General features: G+C 70.8%; 17 protein-coding genes and 1 tRNA gene (1 of these 18 cut by a window edge). 11 read left to right on the top strand and 7 right to left on the bottom strand.

Annotated elements, in window-relative coordinates; translation table 11 throughout:
- A protein-coding gene (locus AB8P05_RS11370) for a DsbA family protein (protein WP_472758014.1) crosses the window boundary here: on the bottom strand, positions 1-522 show its 5' portion. It extends 93 nt beyond the left edge of the window; only the first 522 of its 615 coding nucleotides appear in the window; the start codon lies at positions 520-522; its stop codon lies off the left edge, out of view.
- A 96-nt stretch (positions 523-618) separates the two neighbouring features.
- A complete protein-coding gene (locus tag AB8P05_RS11365) occupies positions 619-1,332 on the bottom strand; it encodes a response regulator (RefSeq protein ID WP_455170912.1) in 714 nt (237 codons plus the stop codon).
- 249 nt (positions 1,333-1,581) lie between these two features.
- Here AB8P05_RS11365 and AB8P05_RS11360 point away from each other — a divergent pair, with 249 nt between their 5' ends.
- From AB8P05_RS11360 to AB8P05_RS11350, 3 genes are all read left to right on the top strand, one after another.
- The gene (locus tag AB8P05_RS11360; protein WP_455170911.1) at positions 1,582-1,767 is read left to right on the top strand and encodes a hypothetical protein; all 186 of its coding nucleotides are present in this window, start codon (positions 1,582-1,584) and stop codon (positions 1,765-1,767) included.
- Positions 1,768-1,790: 23 nt separating this feature from the next.
- A complete protein-coding gene (locus AB8P05_RS11355) occupies positions 1,791-2,021 on the top strand; it encodes a hypothetical protein (RefSeq protein WP_472758013.1) in 231 nt (76 codons plus the stop codon).
- A gap of 94 nt (positions 2,022-2,115) precedes the next feature.
- Complete coding sequence (locus tag AB8P05_RS11350) at positions 2,116-4,293, top strand: hypothetical protein (RefSeq protein WP_472758012.1); 2,178 nt, start codon at positions 2,116-2,118, stop codon at positions 4,291-4,293.
- Between the two features lie 12 nt (positions 4,294-4,305).
- On the opposite strand, the gene AB8P05_RS11345 is transcribed toward AB8P05_RS11350, so the two are convergent.
- A complete protein-coding gene (locus AB8P05_RS11345) occupies positions 4,306-6,366 on the bottom strand; it encodes a methyl-accepting chemotaxis protein (RefSeq protein WP_472758011.1) in 2,061 nt (686 codons plus the stop codon).
- Positions 6,367-6,682: 316 nt separating this feature from the next.
- Between AB8P05_RS11345 and thiO the strand changes: the two genes are divergently transcribed.
- The 5 genes from thiO to AB8P05_RS11320 all read left to right on the top strand — a co-directional run bounded on the left by thiO (position 6,683) and on the right by AB8P05_RS11320 (position 10,124).
- Entirely contained in the window at positions 6,683-7,864 is a 1,182-nt protein-coding gene (gene thiO / locus AB8P05_RS11340; RefSeq protein WP_472758010.1) for a glycine oxidase ThiO, read from the top strand.
- The gene (thiS, locus tag AB8P05_RS11335; RefSeq protein WP_455170906.1) at positions 7,861-8,070 is read left to right on the top strand and encodes a sulfur carrier protein ThiS; all 210 of its coding nucleotides are present in this window, start codon (positions 7,861-7,863) and stop codon (positions 8,068-8,070) included. Before thiO ends, thiS begins: the two co-directional genes overlap by 4 nt.
- A gap of 205 nt (positions 8,071-8,275) precedes the next feature.
- On the top strand, positions 8,276-9,076 hold the full coding sequence (gene thiG, locus AB8P05_RS11330; protein WP_455170905.1) for a thiazole synthase: 801 nt from the start codon (positions 8,276-8,278) through the stop codon (positions 9,074-9,076).
- A gap of 116 nt (positions 9,077-9,192) precedes the next feature.
- Positions 9,193-9,636, top strand: a complete 444-nt coding sequence (locus AB8P05_RS11325; protein WP_472758008.1) for a PaaI family thioesterase — start codon at positions 9,193-9,195, stop codon at positions 9,634-9,636.
- 29 nt (positions 9,637-9,665) lie between these two features.
- Positions 9,666-10,124 (top strand): hypothetical protein, encoded by a 459-nt coding sequence (locus AB8P05_RS11320; RefSeq protein WP_472758006.1) that lies wholly within the window; start codon positions 9,666-9,668, stop codon positions 10,122-10,124.
- A gap of 48 nt (positions 10,125-10,172) precedes the next feature.
- Here AB8P05_RS11320 and mgtE read toward each other — a convergent pair whose 3' ends face one another.
- Positions 10,173-11,615 carry a magnesium transporter gene (gene mgtE, locus AB8P05_RS11315; protein ID WP_472758005.1) on the bottom strand — a complete coding sequence of 481 codons (1,443 nt, stop codon included), beginning with the start codon at positions 11,613-11,615 and terminating at the stop codon, positions 10,173-10,175.
- Positions 11,616-11,959: 344 nt separating this feature from the next.
- Here mgtE and AB8P05_RS11310 point away from each other — a divergent pair, with 344 nt between their 5' ends.
- Together AB8P05_RS11310 and AB8P05_RS11305 are read left to right on the top strand one after the other, a co-directional pair.
- Entirely contained in the window at positions 11,960-12,262 is a 303-nt protein-coding gene (locus AB8P05_RS11310) for an STAS domain-containing protein (protein ID WP_455170901.1), read from the top strand.
- Positions 12,263-12,412: 150 nt separating this feature from the next.
- Positions 12,413-13,126, top strand: coding sequence for a phosphatase PAP2 family protein (locus tag AB8P05_RS11305; RefSeq protein ID WP_472758003.1), 714 nt, complete (start codon positions 12,413-12,415; stop codon positions 13,124-13,126).
- A gap of 101 nt (positions 13,127-13,227) precedes the next feature.
- Here the strand turns inward: AB8P05_RS11305 and AB8P05_RS11300 are convergent.
- Positions 13,228-13,312, bottom strand: a tRNA-Leu gene (locus AB8P05_RS11300).
- Between the two features lie 174 nt (positions 13,313-13,486).
- Between AB8P05_RS11300 and lipB the strand changes: the two genes are divergently transcribed.
- Complete coding sequence (gene lipB / locus AB8P05_RS11295) at positions 13,487-14,239, top strand: lipoyl(octanoyl) transferase LipB (protein ID WP_472758001.1); 753 nt, start codon at positions 13,487-13,489, stop codon at positions 14,237-14,239.
- Here the strand turns inward: lipB and AB8P05_RS11290 are convergent.
- Positions 14,236-14,775, bottom strand: a complete 540-nt coding sequence (locus AB8P05_RS11290) for a hypothetical protein (RefSeq protein WP_472758000.1) — start codon at positions 14,773-14,775, stop codon at positions 14,236-14,238. The two genes, lipB and AB8P05_RS11290, sit on opposite strands and share 4 nt — an antisense overlap.
- The gene (locus AB8P05_RS11285) at positions 14,762-15,610 is read right to left on the bottom strand and encodes a hypothetical protein (RefSeq protein ID WP_472757999.1); all 849 of its coding nucleotides are present in this window, start codon (positions 15,608-15,610) and stop codon (positions 14,762-14,764) included. The genes AB8P05_RS11290 and AB8P05_RS11285 overlap by 14 nt, the downstream gene beginning before the upstream one ends.
- Between the last annotated feature and the right edge of the window lie 33 nt (positions 15,611-15,643).

Here is a 15,643-nt window from a genome sequence, read left to right as displayed (position 1 = left end):
GAAGACGCCGCGCTCCACCGCGTCGTCGGTTTCCGTGCGCAGCCGGTCCTTGACCGTCGGGTCCTGCAGGGCCGCCGCCACCGCCGCCCGGTCGATGCCCAGGCTGCCGAGCGTCCGCCCGGCGATCTCCGCCACCGTATCGGCCGGGCCGATGTCGCGCCCCTCGGCGAAATGCGCGTGGTAGAGCGCGCGGGCAAGGAGCTTCGCCTGCTCCGGATGCTCGTCGGTCAGCCAGTAGAAGGCGCGCGAGGCGGCGACGCCGTTGACCGGGGCCGAGTCGGGGAAGGTGAAGGGCGCGCCGGTCAGCCGGGCGATACGGCCGACGTCATGGGTCAGATACTCGCCGCGCAACGGCTGCTGCAGGTTCGGCTTCATGCCCGTCACCTTGAAGATGGCGCCGAGCAGGACCGGGCGCCAGGTGACGGCGCGGCCATGCTTCGCCGCCAGCTCGTCGATGCGCAGGCTGGCGAAATAGCCGTAGGGCGAGGCGAAGTCGAAATAGAAATCGATGGGATCCGGCACGCGCGTTTCCTCTCCGCTGAGCTTTTCGGAAAGGCTAACGCCGGGGAGGAACAGCGTCCAGCGGTGCGTCCGGATAAAGCGCGCCCGCCGACCCCGTCAGACCGTGCGCACCTTGGCGTCGAAGACGTAGCCGGCGCCGCGTTCGGTCTTGATGATGCGGGGTTCCTTCGGGTTCGCCTCGATCTTGCGGCGCAGGCGCAGGATCAGCACGTCGATGGAGCGGTCGAACACCTCCGCCCCGTCCACCCGGGTGAGGTCGAGCAGCTGGTCGCGGGTCAGCACCCGCTGCGGGCGCTTCACGAAGGCGGCGAGCAGGCCGAACTCCGCCTTGGTCAGCTCCACCTCGCGCCCCTCCTGCCCGCGCAGGCGCTGGGCGGTGAGGTCAAGTTCCCAATTGGCGAACTGCACGACGGCGCGCAGTTCGTCCGGGTTGCGCGGCGGACGCGAGTCGTTGGAGACGCGGCGCAGCACCGCCTTGATGCGGGCCAGCAGCTCGCGCGGGTTGAACGGCTTGGTCAGATAGTCGTCGGCGCCCAACTCCAGCCCGACGATGCGGTCGACATCCTGGTCCTTGGACGACAGGATGATGACGGGGATCTGCGATTCGGTACGGATCTGGCGGACGAGGCCGAGCCCGTCGCCATCGGGCAGGCGCAGGTCGCAGACCACGAGGTCGACAGGGTCGCCGTCCAGGGCCTGCTTGGCCGAAGCGGTGTCGTGCGCCGTGGTGACCCGGTAGCCTTCCCCCGCCAGATATGAGGCCAAAAGCTCCCGAATCGGCTCATCGTCGTCGACCGCGAGAATGTGCATGCCTGTTACCTCCCCGGACCTTCTTATCTCACGCGCGAGCGCCACGCAATGCGTTACAACCCCGTAACGGCCGCAGCCCCATTGCCCTCCGCATGAGTTGGTTGAAATCGCGTTCTGCACCGGCGACACAAAATCACCCTTTCACGGACATTAACCAGAAACACGCTGCGGTTTAAATGCCGACCATCGAACAGGGTGCGGTTCCCCGCAGGAGGGCGCCGGACCGATGCCGCGATGGGGAGCACAGCCATGTCGAACGTCGATCACTGCCTGGAGCGTCTGGCCCTGCTCGACCGCGCCGACCGTCTGCTGAACGAGGTGCGTGTCTACGGCCAGCACGGGTCGATCCGCGAAACGCTGGCGCAGCACCGGCTGCTGCTGGGCGAGGCGAGGCGCCACCTCGACTCGGCGCGGTCGGTCGGTCGGTCAGGCTGAAACGACCGGGAAAGAGTGCGACCATGCCCCGCTGCAACGCCCTGACTCCGTCCCAGCGCGCCCCGTCCCCGACCGCGAGGACGGCACGGCGCCTGCCCGCCGACGGCAACCGCCGCCCGGCGCAGGAGCGTTGCGCCCACCATGCGGCCCATCACACGCCCTGTGCGCCGGCCGCCCCGCCCCGCCCGGCCGCGGCGGCTCCCGCACCGCTTTGGACCATGATGATGGAACGCTGGCTGGCCGCCGCGCCCTGACGGCGCCCGTCCGCACCGCAACGCTCTCCCTAATCCCGCCCGATTTCGCGCCTATCCCGGCGGATCGGGAGTCACAGAAACGGAGAGACCCATCATGACCCGTGCCATCCTTCTCGCCTCCACCGCCCTGCTGATGGCGGCACCGGGCGCCCTGGCGGCGACCGGAACAGCCAATGGACCGGGGGGCACCGGGCCGGGAGGCGGGCAGCTGGCGCTGACGCGGGTCCTGCTGTCCACCGGCGGCGTCGGCTACTTCGAATATGAGGCGACGGTGACCGGCGATGCCGACCTGTCGCTGGAGGTGCGGCGCGATCAGGTCGACGACGTGCTGAAGAGCATCGTCGTCTATGACGACAAGGGCGGCGTCGGCACCATCGGCCTGCCCGGGGCCGAGCCGCTGGACACCGCCTTCCGCGAGCTGCCCTTCTCGCCCGGCGACCTGACCTCCCCCGCGGCGCTGCTGAGCGCCATGCAGGGGGCGGAGGTCACGGCCGGCGGATCGCGCCAGCTGACCGGCCGGCTGATGTCGGTCACCGAGGAGACGGTGCGGCTGCCCGGCAACGACGGCGCCACCGCCACGCGGCACCGGGTGACGCTGATGACGGCCGAAGGCCTGCGCCAGCTGGTGCTGGAGGAGGCCGACACGCTGCGCTTCACCGATCCGGCGGTGCAGGCCCAGATCGACAAGGCGCTGTCGGCGGTGGCGGACAATGCCCGGCGTGAGCGGCGGCGGCTGACCGTGCACAGCAACGCGCCCCGCGACGCCCAGGCGGCCGGCGAGCGCCGGGTCCGCGTCGGCTATGTCGCGGCGACTCCGCTGTGGAAGGCGACCTACCGGCTCAGCCTGGGCGCGGACGGCGCCGCCACGCAGGATGGGCAGTCGCAGAACGGGCGCGGCGCGCTGCAGGGCTGGGCGGTTCTGGAGAATCTCAGCGGCGAGGACTGGCGCGGCGTCGATCTGACGGTGGTGTCGGGCAACCCGGTCACGCTCCGGCAGGCGCTCTACACGCCTTACTTCGTCGAGCGGCCGGAGGTGCCGGTGGAGGTTCTCGGCCGGGTGCTGCCCAGCGCCGACGAAGGCACGGTGACCCTGGACGACGCCCGCGCGGCGATGCGCCCGCAGGCGGAGTCGCGCGCCGCGCCGCCGCCGGCCGCCGCCATGGCCGCTCCCGCCCCGGCTCCGATGGGCGAGCCGCTTGCCCAGCCGCTGGCGAAGACCGCGCCCTACGGCTCCGCCGCCGGGACGCCGGCCGTCGCCGCCGTGCGCAGTGCCGAGGCCGGCGCCGCCGAGGGCGCGCAGGTGCTGTTCCGCTATCCGCAGCCGGTCACCGTGCCGAACGGCGGGACCCTGATGATGCCCATCGCCGCACGCGCCCTGCCGGTGGAGCGGGTGGCGCTCTACCAGCCCGGCAGCGACGGTCGCCACCCGCTGGCCTCGCTGCGGCTGCGCAACGACGGCGACACCGCGCTGCCGCCGGGGCTGCTGACCTTCTACGACCGCGCTTCGAAGGCGGATGGAAGCGCGGCGGCCAGCGCTTATGTCGGCGACGCCCGCATGGCGACGCTGCCGGCGGGCGACAGCCGGCTGCTGTCCTTCGCCGTCGATCAGGCGGTGACCATCGACCGCGAGGAGAAGCCCAGCCGCCGGCTGTCCCGCGCCAGCATCGCCGACGGCGTGCTGACCCTGTCGGTGACCGACCGGCAGAGCACGACCTACACCGTCGCCGGCGCTCCCGACGGCGACCGCAGCCTGATCATCGAGCATCCGCGCCGCCCCGGCTGGGAGCTTGCCGAACCGGCCGGCGGCAAGCCGGACGCGACCGCCGCCGCCTACCGCCTGCCGCTGGCGGTGCCGGCCGGCAAGACGGTGACGCTGACCGCCACGCTGGAACGGCCGCGGCAGGAACGGATCGTCCTGACCGACCTGACGGCCGACCAGATCGCCGCCCGCGCCGACGCGGCCGAACTGCCGCCGGAGGTGCGTCAGGCGCTGACCACGCTGGCCGGCCTGCGCGCCGCCGTCGCCGAGAAGGAGCGCCGCATCGCCGATCTGGAGCGCGACCGGACGGAGCGCATCGCCGACCAGGACCGCCTGCGCGAGAACCTGAAGGCCCTTCCGGCCGGCAGCGACCTGCACAAGCGCACGCTGGCGAAGATGGCGGAGGCCGAAAACCGCCTGGACGCGCTGGCCCGCGACCTGACGACCGCCCGCGGCGAAGCGGAGGCCGCCCGCCAGACCCTGCGCGAGCGGGTAAAGGCGCTGGCGATCTGAGAGCGCGCCCCCTCACCCCGCGCGGTCGAGCTGCTTGAGGAAGCCGATGTAGCGGTTGATGTCCTCCATCCGCCGGGCATGGTCGTTCAGGTCGGACAGGCGGCCTTCGATGGCCTTCTGGGCGCCCTCCACCTCGTCGATGACGGCGTGGATGTCGGTCTGCAACTCCTGCGCGGCGGTGGCGGCCTCATCCATGCGGACGCTGGTGTCGTCCAGCTGGCCGCCGACCGAGCGGACGGAGGTCACCACCTGATCGATCGCGCGGCGGGTGTCGCCCAGCGTCTGTTTGGTGTCGTTGGCGAGCTTGCGCACCTCCGCCGCGACCACCGCGAAACCGCGACCGGCCTCGCCCGCCCGCGCCGCCTCGATGGTGGCGTTCAGTGCCAGCAGGTTGGTCTGGCTGGCGATGCCGTCGATCACCGACAGCACCTTCTCGATGCTCTTCACCACGGTGGACAGCTGGGTGAACTCGCGGACCAGCTCCTCCTTCCGTTCGGTATGGCCGTCGAACAGGCCGGCATGGCGGGTCAGCGTCGCCTCGATGGCGGACATGGAGCCGCCGATGCGCGCGGCGTAGCTGGCGGTCTCCTGCACCCCGCTGTTCAGCGTGACCAGCGCGTCGAGATAGCTGTGCATCCGCTCGATCACGCTGTTGCGGATGCGGCTCAGCAGTTCCAGCCGGTTGTAGCGGGTGGCGATGAAATAGCTCTGGAACCGGGCGTAATGGACCGGGAAGCGGTCGACCATGTCGTCGGAAAAGGCGGTGCCGGGCGGGACCTCGAAGAACATCAGGGCCGACAGGGTCTGGTTGATGTTGATGCCCAGCAGCTCGCCGAAGGTGGAGAAGCCGGCGGCGGCCAGCCCGTCGAAGGCATGCACCCGCGACAGCTGGTCCGGGTTGTTCAGGCGGCGCAGGATGCAGTCGTTCAGGATGGCGCCGACCGGCCGCGGCTTTCCGCGCAGATAGGCGGCAAGGTCGTCCTCCGTCTGGCGGACGAAGTCGGTCGCCTCCACCAGGCACAGCGAATCGCCGGGGTTGACGTCGCAATAGAAGGCGACCTCGCCCTTGTCGAAATCGAAGCCGGAGATGGAGCGCACGAACAGCTCCCCCTCCATCTCGATGGCGAAGGTGTTCTTGGCGAGCTTGGCCGGAAGCTCCTGCGGCTTGCAGCGCAGCGCCTTGGCCAGCGCGTCGATGAAGCCCACCACCTCGAAACCGTCGCGGTCGATCACGCCGCGGACGATGCGGCGCATCGGGTCGGCGTCCACCACGGCGAAGCGGGTCTGGGTCGGGCGGAAATTCTGCGACTTGAAGATGCCGTAGCGGATGCCGGGCGCCATCTTCAGGAAGACGGTCAGCGCGGCGTTTTCCAGCACGCGCTGGCCGTCGAACAGGCGGGTGTGGCGGAAGTCCAGCGTGCCGCCGGCCGAACCGCCGATGAACAGGCAGGGGAAATGGCCGGAGCGGTAGACCGCCTCCATGAACCAGCTCTCGCTGGCCGACAGCCCGTCGATGAAGGTCAGCGCCACCGTGTCGTGGCTGTCGACCGCGAAGGGAACGCGGACGCGGTCCAGTTCGCCGCGGATCGCCTCCACCCGCGCGGGGATGTCGCGGGTCGGCCGGCCGCCGCGCAGATCCTCGCAATGCAGCGGGACGGCGTGGATGCTGATCCCGGCGAACAGGCGCGGGCTGAAGGATTGCAGGACCACGCTGTCCCAGCGGTCGCCGGCCTTGCGGTAGAGCGGCTGCCCGTCCGCCGCGCACAGTTCGCCCGCGGTGGAGACCAGCACCAGCTGCGTCGCCGACGGCAGGGCGGAGCGCACCGCGCGGGCGGTGGCGGCGAAATCGACATGCGGCGAGACGAAGCCGACCACCAGCGCCGGGGCGCCGGCGGTGAAGCCCAGCCCATCCAGCGCCGCAGCATCGATCCGTCCGGCCGGCAGGCACAGGCTGCGGATCGGCGCCTCCGCCGGACCCTCCGCCGCCGCGACGGTCGCGCCGGCGGGCGGAGCGGCGCTTGTGGGCGTAGCGGGAGCGGCAGGCGCGGATTCGGAGCGGAAGAAGGACAGCATGATGGGCAATTCCTCGGCGGTCTTGTTGTTTGTTTCCGCATGCCGGCCACGTCGATCCTTTCGCCGACGCCCTGCCACGGGATATTTTGCGGATAGCTTAGCTCCCAAACGGTAGTGCCGTTCATCGGGGGAACTCCCTATCGGGCCGTGGCATGTGGTCGCACGGGCCGGGCGGGTGGGAGGCGATTCCGCTTGTAGGACCAGCGAAACATTGGCATAAGGCAAGCCATAGGCCTGGGGTGCCGTGCGGTGGTCGCGCGGCTGAGAACACACCCATCGAACCTGTCTGGGTAATTCCAGCGAAGGGAGCCGCCGCATGATCCATGCGCCAGATCCGCGTTTATTTTCCGTTCCCGAATCCGGGATCCGTCCCTCCGTCGCCGTCATCGGCGCCGGCTGCATCGGCCTTGCCGTCGCCTGGAGGCTGGCGTCGGCCGGCTGCCGCGTCGATCTGTTCGAGCGGGGGCAGGCCGGCCGCGGCGCCACCCATGCGGCCGGCGGCATGCTGGCCGCCTGCGTCGAAACCGAACCGGGCGAGGACGGGCTGCTGCCGCTGACCCGCGCCTCGCAGGCGCTGTGGCCGGACTTCGCCCGCGACCTGGAGGCGGCGAGCGGCATGGCCGTCGATCTCCGCACCGAAGGCACGATGGTCATCGCGCTCAACGCCGACGATGCCGCCAAGATCCGCTTCCTGCACGGCTTCCAGCGCGACCTCGGCCTGCCGGTGGAGTGGCTGAACGGGGCCGAGGTGCGGCGGCGCGAGCCCTTCCTGCAGCCGGGCGTGGCCGGCGCCCTGTTCTGCGCCGGCGACCATCAGGTCGACAACCGCAAGGTCGCGGCCGCCCTGCAGCGCGCCGCCCTGGCCGCCGGCGCCCGCCTGCACGAGCAGTGCGGCGAGGTGGCCCTGGCGGTGGAGGGCGGGCGGGCCGTCGGGGTGCGGGTTGCTGCAACTCTGCACCGGGCTGACCGGGTGGTGCTGGCCGCCGGCGCTTGGTCGGCCGGCGTGCCGGGGCTGCCGCCCGCCGCGAAGCCGCCGGTGCGGCCGGTCAAGGGGCAGATGGTCTGCCTGCGCATGGACGCCCGGCTGCCCTTACTGCGCCATGTGGTGTGGACGCCCGGCACCTACCTGATCCCGCGGCTGGACGGCCGGCTGCTGATCGGCGCCACGACGGAGGAACGCGGCTTCGACGACCGGCTGACCGCCGGCGGCCAGTTCGCGCTGCTGGAGGGGGCATGGCGCGCCCTGCCCGGCATCGCCGAACTGCCGATTGAGGAGGCCTGGGCCGGATTCCGCCCCGGCAGCCGCGACGACGCGCCGATCCTGGGCGAGAGCGGCATCCCCGGCCTGATCCACGCCACCGGCCACCACCGCAACGGCATCCTGCTGACCCCGGTCACCGCCGACGGCATCGCCCGTCTGGTCCTGACCGGCGAGACCGACCCGCTGCTGCGCCCCTTCGCCGCCGACCGCTTCGTTGCGGCGGGTGCCGCCGCATGAGCGCATTCCTCCGCGTCAACGGCCGGGAAGAGCCGCTGTCCGCCGCCTGCGTCGCCGACCTGCTGGCGGCGCGCGGCATCGCCGAAGGCACGCCCGGCGTCGCCGTCGCCCTGAACGGCGCCGTGGTTCCCCGCCGCCGCTGGCTTGAGACCCCGCTCCAGCCCGGCGACAGTCTGGAAATCGTCCGCCCGATCCAGGGCGGCTGAACCTCTGATCCTCCCTCTCCCGCCCGCGACCCGGGAAGAATCCCCTCTCCCCCCGGGGAGAGGGTTAGGGTGAGGGGGACGCACGGCGTGGATTCTCGAGAATCCACCCTTGTGCATCCCCTCACCCCGACCCTCTCCCCGGGGGGAGAGGGAGATTTCCACGGGCTGGTCGCCTCGGGAGAGGGCCTTTGAAAAGGCTCCCACCATGTCCCAAACCGATACCCTCACTATCGCCGGGCGCAGCTTCGGTTCGCGGCTGTTCCTCGGCACCGCCGGCTATCCCAACCAGCAGGTGATGCTCGACGCGCTGGAGGCCAGCGGCAGCGAGCTGGTCACGCTGGCGATCCGGCGCATCAGCCTGGACGGCTATTCGGAAAGCCTCGTCGATGTGCTGGCCCGCGCCACCGCCAACCGTCCCGCCGGCCCGGTCGGGCTGCTGCCCAACACCGCCGGCTGCATGACCGCCAAGGAGGCCGTGCTGACCGCCCAGCTGTCGCGCGAGGCGCTGGACACCCCCTGGATCAAGCTGGAGGTCATCGGCGACCGCGAGCTGCTCTATCCCGACGTGGAGGAACTGCTGCGCGCGACGGAGGAGCTGGTGAACGACGGCTTCGTCGTGCTGCCCTATTGCAACGACGATCCCGTCACCTGCCGCAAGCTGGCCGATCTGGGGGCTGCGGCGGTGATGCCGCTGGGCGCCTTCATCGGCTCCGGCATGGGCATCCGCAACCCGCACGCCATCGAGACGATCTGCGCCCGCAGCCCGGTGCCGGTGGTGCTGGACGCCGGCATCGGCACCGCGTCGGACGCCGCGCTGGCGATGGAGCTTGGCTGTGCCGCCGTGCTGCTGAACACCGCGGTGTCGAAGGCGCGCGATCCGGTGCGGATGGCGGCGGCGATGCGCGACGCGGTCCGCGCCGGGCGCGGCGCCCATCTGGCCGGCCGCATGCCGATGCGCGCCTATGCCGAGCCGTCCAGCCCGCAGATGGGCCTGATCGGCAGCTGATGGCGGGTTGGTGGCGGCTGCGGCGTGTTGGCGGCTGTCCAATCGGCCGCTTGATCCGGCAGGGCGGCTGACGCAGGCTGTCGCGCACCGCCTCTCAAGCCGGAGACCTTCCGACCGTGCCCGCCACCTTCGAACCCCGTACCCCCGACTGGAAGGCGCGCTGCCTCGCGTCCTTCGAACGGCAGCCGATCTGCAGGACGCTCGGCATCGAGATGGCGGCGATCGAGCCCGGCTTCTGCGAGATGCGGCTGCCCTTCCGCGCCGACCTGACGCAGCAGCACGGCTTCTTCCATGCCGGCATGGTCAGCACGCTGGCCGACAATGCCGGCGGCTATGCCGCGCTGAGCCTGATGCCCGCCGGGGCGGAGGTGCTGGCGGTGGAGTTCAAGATCAACCTGATGTCCCCGGCCAAGGGCGACGTGATGATTGCCCGCGCCCGCGTGGTGAAGCCGGGTCGCACCCTGGTCATCACCCAGGTCGAGGTGTCGATGCTGGACGGCGGCGCGGAGAAGGACTGCGCCCTGATGCAGCAGACCACCTTCTGCGTGATGCCGAAATGATGGTCCAACCGGTTCGAAAGGGATTTCCCATGCCGTCCACTCGCACCGCCGCCCTTCTGCTGGCCGGCGGCCTGATGGCGCTCGCCGTCCAGGCCGCTCCGGCGGAGGCCAAGGATCCGCCCTCCTGCGCCGCCATCTCCTTCCGTCCGCTGCCGAGCGGCACGCCGGACGGCGAGCAGGAAACCGGCCTCTACAAGTCGCGCTTCGGCAAGATCGAGGTGAAGGCCGACGTGAAGGGCGGTCTGGCCACCAACTATTACATGGTGCTGAACGGCAAGAAGGTGGACGGCCCGGCCACGCCGCCGAAGATGTCGGACGCCTGCCTGAAGTCCAAGCACGTCAAGCTGCCCTTCGCCAAGCAGGCCCAGGGTGCCTGCACCGGCAGCCGGTTCCGCGTCGTCGTCGACCGGTCCGGCGCCAAGCCGGTTGCAGCCTTCTTCGGGCTGCAGGGCGAGGACTGGGCCTACTGCAGCGCCACCACCCTGTAAGGGTATCCCGGCGCGGCGCCCTCACCCGCACCCGCCGCGCCCGCCCCTTTACAGCAGGAACACCGACGCCAGCCCCAGGAAGGCCAGGAAGCCGATGACGTCGGTGATGGTGGTCAGGAAGACGGCGCTGGACACCGCGGGATCGACGCCCAGCTTTTCCAGCCCCAGCGGGATCAGCGCGCCGCTGAGCCCCGCCACCACCAGATTGATGATCATGGCGAGCCCGATGACGATGCCGATCATCGGGCCGTACCAGATCAGCGCGATCACCCCCACCATCACGGCGAAGATGCCGCCGTTGATCAGCCCGACCAGCAGCTCCTTGCCCACCACACGCATGGCGTTGGTGGAGGACAGGTCGTGCGTCGCCAGCGCGCGGACGACGACGGCCAGCGTCTGGGTCCCGGCATTGCCGCCCATGGAGGCGACGATGGGCATCAGCACCGCCAACGCCACGATCTGCTCGATGGTCGCTTCGAACAGCGAGATGACGCCCGACGCCAGGAAGGCGGTGGCGAGGTTGACGGTCAGCCAGCCGACGCGGCCGCGGGCGATGTCGGCGATGCCGCTGAACACGCCGGTGTCGCCCGACCCGCTCAGCTTGCGCAGGTCGTCCTCCGCCTCCTCGTCGATGATGCGGACGACGTCGTCGACGGTGATGACGCCGATCAGCCGGCCGGCGGGATCGACCACGGGGGCGGAGACCAGGGCATATTGGCGGAACAGGTTGGCCACCTCCGCCCGCTCCATGGTGGCGGGGATTACGTCGACCTCGCCGGTGACCAGATCGGCGATGCGCACGGCCCGGCGCTGGCGCAGCAGGCGCGACAGCGGCACCGCCCCCACCACCCGGTGCATCGGGTCGACGATGAAGATGTCGTAGAAATCCTCCGGCAGCGTGTCGGTCGCCGCCCGGACGAAGTCGATGGTCTTCCCCACCGTCCAGAATTCCGGCACCGCGACCAGCTCGCGCTGCATCATGCGGCCGGCGCTGTCCTCGTCGTAGGTCAGGTTCTCCTGCACCAGGGCGCGTTCGGCCTCGGGCAGCTTCGCCAGGATCTGCGCCCGCGTCTCCGCGTCCAGATCCTCGATCAGCTCGACGGCGTCGTCGGTGTCGAGGTCGGCGACGGCGGCGGCCAGCTCCTGCGGCTCGAACCGCTCGATCAGCGATTCGCGCAGGTCCGGGTTCAGGTAGGACAGCACCTCGCCGTCCAGCTCCGCCGGCAGCAGGTCGATCAGGTCGGCGCGCTCGGCCGGGTCGGCCTGCTCGATCAGGTCGGCGATGTCGGCGGCGTGCAGCCCCTCCAGCCGCGCCAGCACGGCGTCGCGTTCGCGGGCGCGCAGCAGGGCGACGATCTCTTCCACGAATTCGGGTTCGACGCCGTAGGGACGTTCGTCCTCCGCCTCATGGCCCGTGGGACGAGGTCCATGGGCATTGGAGTGGGCGGCGCTGTCCGGCCGCAGGTCCGGCGTGTGGGGATCGGTGTGCATGCCGGCACCCTCCCTTCGACGATGGCAACGCCCGAACGCCGGCACGGACGCCGACGGCACGGCAACGGCGACGCGGCTCCGCAGCAACGGACGGCGGGCCGGCGGCGTTCGGGGTTTGCGGGTTGTGGAAGGCCCCCGCGCGGTACCATGGTCCCGGCGCGAAGGACGGGAGCGGAACCGGCGGGGGCGCCCCCGACATAGAGGCGCCGCCCCCGTTTGTCCAGTCCGGTCGGGCATGGAACGGCCGTTCCCGACGCTTTTCCCACCATACCCTTGCACCGCAACAACCCTTCATGTTCCCATCACGGCGTGCCGCATCACGGGGAGAGGGGCCGGACCCGCCTATGGAGTATGCCTTCACCACCGTCGGTGACCGCGACGGCATCCTGCTGTCGGGCCGCTGCACCTACGAGGACGGCGGCCGCTTCCACGACATGCTGCGCGATTGGGACTTTGCCGCCAGCCCGGTGGTGCCCATCGACCTGCGCTTCGTCACCTTCATCGACTCCGCCGCCATCGGCATGATGTTCATCCTGGCGAACCGCTGCCGCGAGGCCGGCGGCCACATCGTCGCCAGCGGTGCCGCTCCCCACATCGTCCGCGCCCTGCGCCGCGCAGCACTCGACCGCTATATCGAGTTCCGCTGAGGCAGGTCTCCCCGGCAGTCCGAATTCGGGGAGGGTGGCACCCCGAACCGCTTTGCCCGCGGCCCGGACGGCGCCTTCCGATGCGCCGTTGACCCGTCTTGTCATAAAACCGCAACACTGGCCGGCACCCCATCAACCCGTGGAGTCGCCGTGGAGACCCTGCATCGTCTCGACCAGGCATTTCTCCTGTGGCTGAACCAGGTCGCGGGGCACAGCGCGGCGCTGGACATGGCGGTGCGCGGGATCGCCAACATCTACCTGATAAAGCTGGGCGTGCTCTGCGCTGCCCTGTGGTGGCTGTGGTTCCGCCGCGACGATATGGAGGCCGGGCGCCGGCTGGTGGTGGACGCTCTGGCCGCCGTGGTCCTGGCGGTGGCGGCGTCCATCCTCATCCAGGCGGTGATGCCGGCGCGGCCCCGCCCGCTGCACGACGCCGGGCTCGCCTTCGTCCCGCCCATCGGCCAGAGCCGCGACGCCCTGAAGAACTGGAGTTCCTTTCCCAGCGACAATGCCGCCCTCGCCTTCGCGTTGGCCGCGACCTTCGTCCGCGCCTCGCGCTTATGGGGGCTGCTGGCCTGCCTGTGGGCGGCGCTGGTCGTCAGCCTGCCGCGGGTCTATCTGGGCCTGCATTATCCCGGCGACGTGGCCGGCGGCGCCCTGATCGGCATCGCGGGCGCCGCCACGGTCGCCCACCTGCTGCCGATGGGCGGCGTCCACCGGCTGGCGGCCTGGGCGGAGGAGCGCTGGCGGCCCTGGTTCTACAGCGGCGCCTTCCTGGCGATCTACGAGATGATGGTGCTGTTCGAGGATGTCCGCCGCGCCGCCGGGGGTGCGGCGAGGCTGCTGCGCGCGATGGTCGGATAGGCGCGGGAAAAGGCGGATACGAAAAAGCCCGCTCGGTCTTGCGACCTGCGGGCCTTTCGTCATTCCCGTATCCCCGGGATGGTCCCATCTGCATGGGAGAGTGGTGCGGTCGAGAAGACTCGAACTTCCACGGGTTGCCCCACAGCGACCTCAACGCTGCGCGTCTACCAATTCCGCCACGACCGCATCAGGCTGGTAGTTCCCGACGTCCGCTTGCGCGCCTCATCGGGTGGAGCGGGTAGATATCAGCTTCCCGACGGTCGATCAAGCGCTACAATCATCGTTCGCGAAGAAAATTTCGGAACGGCCCTCCGGCCGCTCCGCCGATACTGCAGCCGACACCGCCAGAGACCTTATCGAATGACCACCCCGACCAGCCTGTCCGCCAGTCAGTCAATCAGTCAGCCAGCCAGTCAGCCAGCCAGTGAGCCCGGCACCGCCGCCCCGCAGCCGATCGAGTGGCGCATCTCCGACGAGCCGGTGCCCTACCCCGACGCCATCGCCGAGATGGAGGCCCGCGTCGAGGCGATCCGCGACGGCACCGCGCCGGAGATGGTCTGGCTGCTGGAGCATCCGCCGCTCTACACCGCCGGCACCAGCGCGCGGGACGAGGATCTGCTGGAGGCCGACCGCTTCCCCGTCTACCGCAGCGGCCGCGGCGGCCAGTACACCTATCACGGGCCGGGCCAGCGGGTGGCCTACGTCATGCTGGACCTGAAGGCGCGCGGCGCCGACATCCGCGGCTTCGTCCGCGACCTGGAGGACTGGATCATCCGCACGCTCGCCTCCTTCAACATCAAGGGCGAGCGGCGGGAGGGCCGCGTCGGCATCTGGGTCGACAAGCAGCCCTATGGCGGGCTGAAGGGCCAGGAGGACAAGATCGCCGCCATCGGCGTGCGGGTGCGCCGCTGGGTCAGCTTCCACGGCATCGCCCTGAACGTGGAGCCGGACCTGTCCCATTTCGGCGGCATCGTCCCCTGCGGCATCGCCGAGCATGGCGTCACCTCCATCGTGGCGCTGGGCCAGCTGGTGACGATGGAGGATGTCGACTCAGCCCTGATCGCGGCGTGGCCGGAGGTGTTCGGCGGCGCGATGCGGGGCGAGGACGCCTAATACTTCTGGAATCCGCCGGCGGCCGGGGTGGCGGCCTGACCGCCGGCGGGGTTCACCCGCGGGTCCTGGTTGTCCATCGACTGCACGGTGCAGGCGGTCGAATCGCCGTTGCGGAACAGATAAATCTTCTTCCGGTCCGCCTTGCGGTCGGGATCGTTCAGGTTCAGCCCATGGCCGAAGGCGACGCCCAGCACCTCCCCCTTGAAATAGGCGCGGAAGCGCAGCGGCGTGATCTCGGTGAAACGCAGGGCGGCGCAGTCCCGGCTCAGTTCCTTCTCGAACTTGCCGGCCTTGCGCCAGTCCTCCTTGGAGCGGATCGTCACCCATTGCGGCGGCAGCGGGAACTGCACGAGCGGCGGCGCGATGGGCAGGGTGGAGCCCGGTTGCGGCGGCGCCTGATGGCCCGGCTCCGTCCGCTCCAGCGCGCCGGCCAGCGCCGGGGCGGCGCCCGGGATCAGCACCGCCAGGACGACTGCCGGAAGGATGAAGGCCGGAAGGATGGCCGTCATCCGGCGGCGCGGGTCAGATCCGGACATCGTATTTCCGCTCCCTGGTCTCGGCCTGCTTGGGCGCGGCCTCCACCGTGGGTTTCGCCTTGGCGGGTTGGGCCGGCGCCGCATCGGCCAGCCGGCCGGACAGGACAAGCGACAGATCCAGTCCTCCGCCATCGCCCGGCGCCCCTTGCGGCGACAGGATCACCGTCCCCTGCAACCCCTTCGGCGGTCCGGCCATCGCCTCTTCCAGCAGGGCCATGACGCGGCCGAGATCGTCGATGGCGACCCGGTCGGTCTCCACCGTCAGTCCCCTGCCCGGCCGGATGACCGAGCGGATGGCACCCAGCACCGCGGCAAGCCCCTCGCCCGCCGCCTCGACCGGCACGCGCTCCAGCACCAGCGCCGCCTCGTCCAGCCGCACCGCCACGCGACCGCCGGCCAGTTCCAGCCCGATGCCGCGCAGGTCGACCGCAATGTCCTGTCGCGCATCCTGCGCCAGCGGCCGCAACTCCCCGGCCGGCCCGTCCAGTGCGGCAAGCGCGGCCCGGCGCTCCGCCTCGCCGAAGCGGACGGCGAGCGCATGCTCCGTCGCCGCAGCCTCCTCCCCGCTCATCCCGAACGCGCTCAGCAGTCGCCCCAGGTCGCGGGCCAGCGCCTGGATCGCCGGGGTAAGCCGGTCGGCAAAATCGACGGACGGCAGTTCGGACGACCGTGCCGTCGCATCCTCCGCCGCCTCCGGCCCCAGGCTGAGACGGACGGCCGGCTCCTGTGCGGAAGCGGCGGCAACCTGACGGGCCGCGGCAGGCGCGGGCTTGCGCACGGCCTTCCCCTTCGCCTCCGCCGCCTTGGCGAAGACGCCGGTGAGCATGGCCTTCATGCCGGCCACATCCGACTTCCTGGCAGTCATCCC

Source organism: Azospirillum sp. VT-I1, assembly GCF_055698305.1.
This window is presented reverse-complemented; position numbering and strand designations above follow the sequence as displayed.

Coding starts and splice junctions, on each gene's coding strand:
- AB8P05_RS11365 (WP_455170912.1), bottom strand. CDS start 1,332: ATGCACATTCTCGCGGTCGACGACGATGAGCCGATTCGGGAGCTTTTG.
- AB8P05_RS11360 (WP_455170911.1), top strand. CDS start 1,582: ATGTCGAACGTCGATCACTGCCTGGAGCGTCTGGCCCTGCTCGACCGC.
- AB8P05_RS11355 (WP_472758013.1), top strand. CDS start 1,791: ATGCCCCGCTGCAACGCCCTGACTCCGTCCCAGCGCGCCCCGTCCCCG.
- AB8P05_RS11350 (WP_472758012.1), top strand. CDS start 2,116: ATGACCCGTGCCATCCTTCTCGCCTCCACCGCCCTGCTGATGGCGGCA.
- AB8P05_RS11345 (WP_472758011.1), bottom strand. CDS start 6,366: ATGCTGTCCTTCTTCCGCTCCGAATCCGCGCCTGCCGCTCCCGCTACG.
- thiO (WP_472758010.1), top strand. CDS start 6,683: ATGATCCATGCGCCAGATCCGCGTTTATTTTCCGTTCCCGAATCCGGG.
- thiS (WP_455170906.1), top strand. CDS start 7,861: ATGAGCGCATTCCTCCGCGTCAACGGCCGGGAAGAGCCGCTGTCCGCC.
- thiG (WP_455170905.1), top strand. CDS start 8,276: ATGTCCCAAACCGATACCCTCACTATCGCCGGGCGCAGCTTCGGTTCG.
- AB8P05_RS11320 (WP_472758006.1), top strand. CDS start 9,666: ATGCCGTCCACTCGCACCGCCGCCCTTCTGCTGGCCGGCGGCCTGATG.
- mgtE (WP_472758005.1), bottom strand. CDS start 11,615: ATGCACACCGATCCCCACACGCCGGACCTGCGGCCGGACAGCGCCGCC.
- AB8P05_RS11310 (WP_455170901.1), top strand. CDS start 11,960: ATGGAGTATGCCTTCACCACCGTCGGTGACCGCGACGGCATCCTGCTG.
- lipB (WP_472758001.1), top strand. CDS start 13,487: ATGACCACCCCGACCAGCCTGTCCGCCAGTCAGTCAATCAGTCAGCCA.
- AB8P05_RS11290 (WP_472758000.1), bottom strand. CDS start 14,775: ATGTCCGGATCTGACCCGCGCCGCCGGATGACGGCCATCCTTCCGGCC.
- AB8P05_RS11285 (WP_472757999.1), bottom strand. CDS start 15,610: ATGAAGGCCATGCTCACCGGCGTCTTCGCCAAGGCGGCGGAGGCGAAG.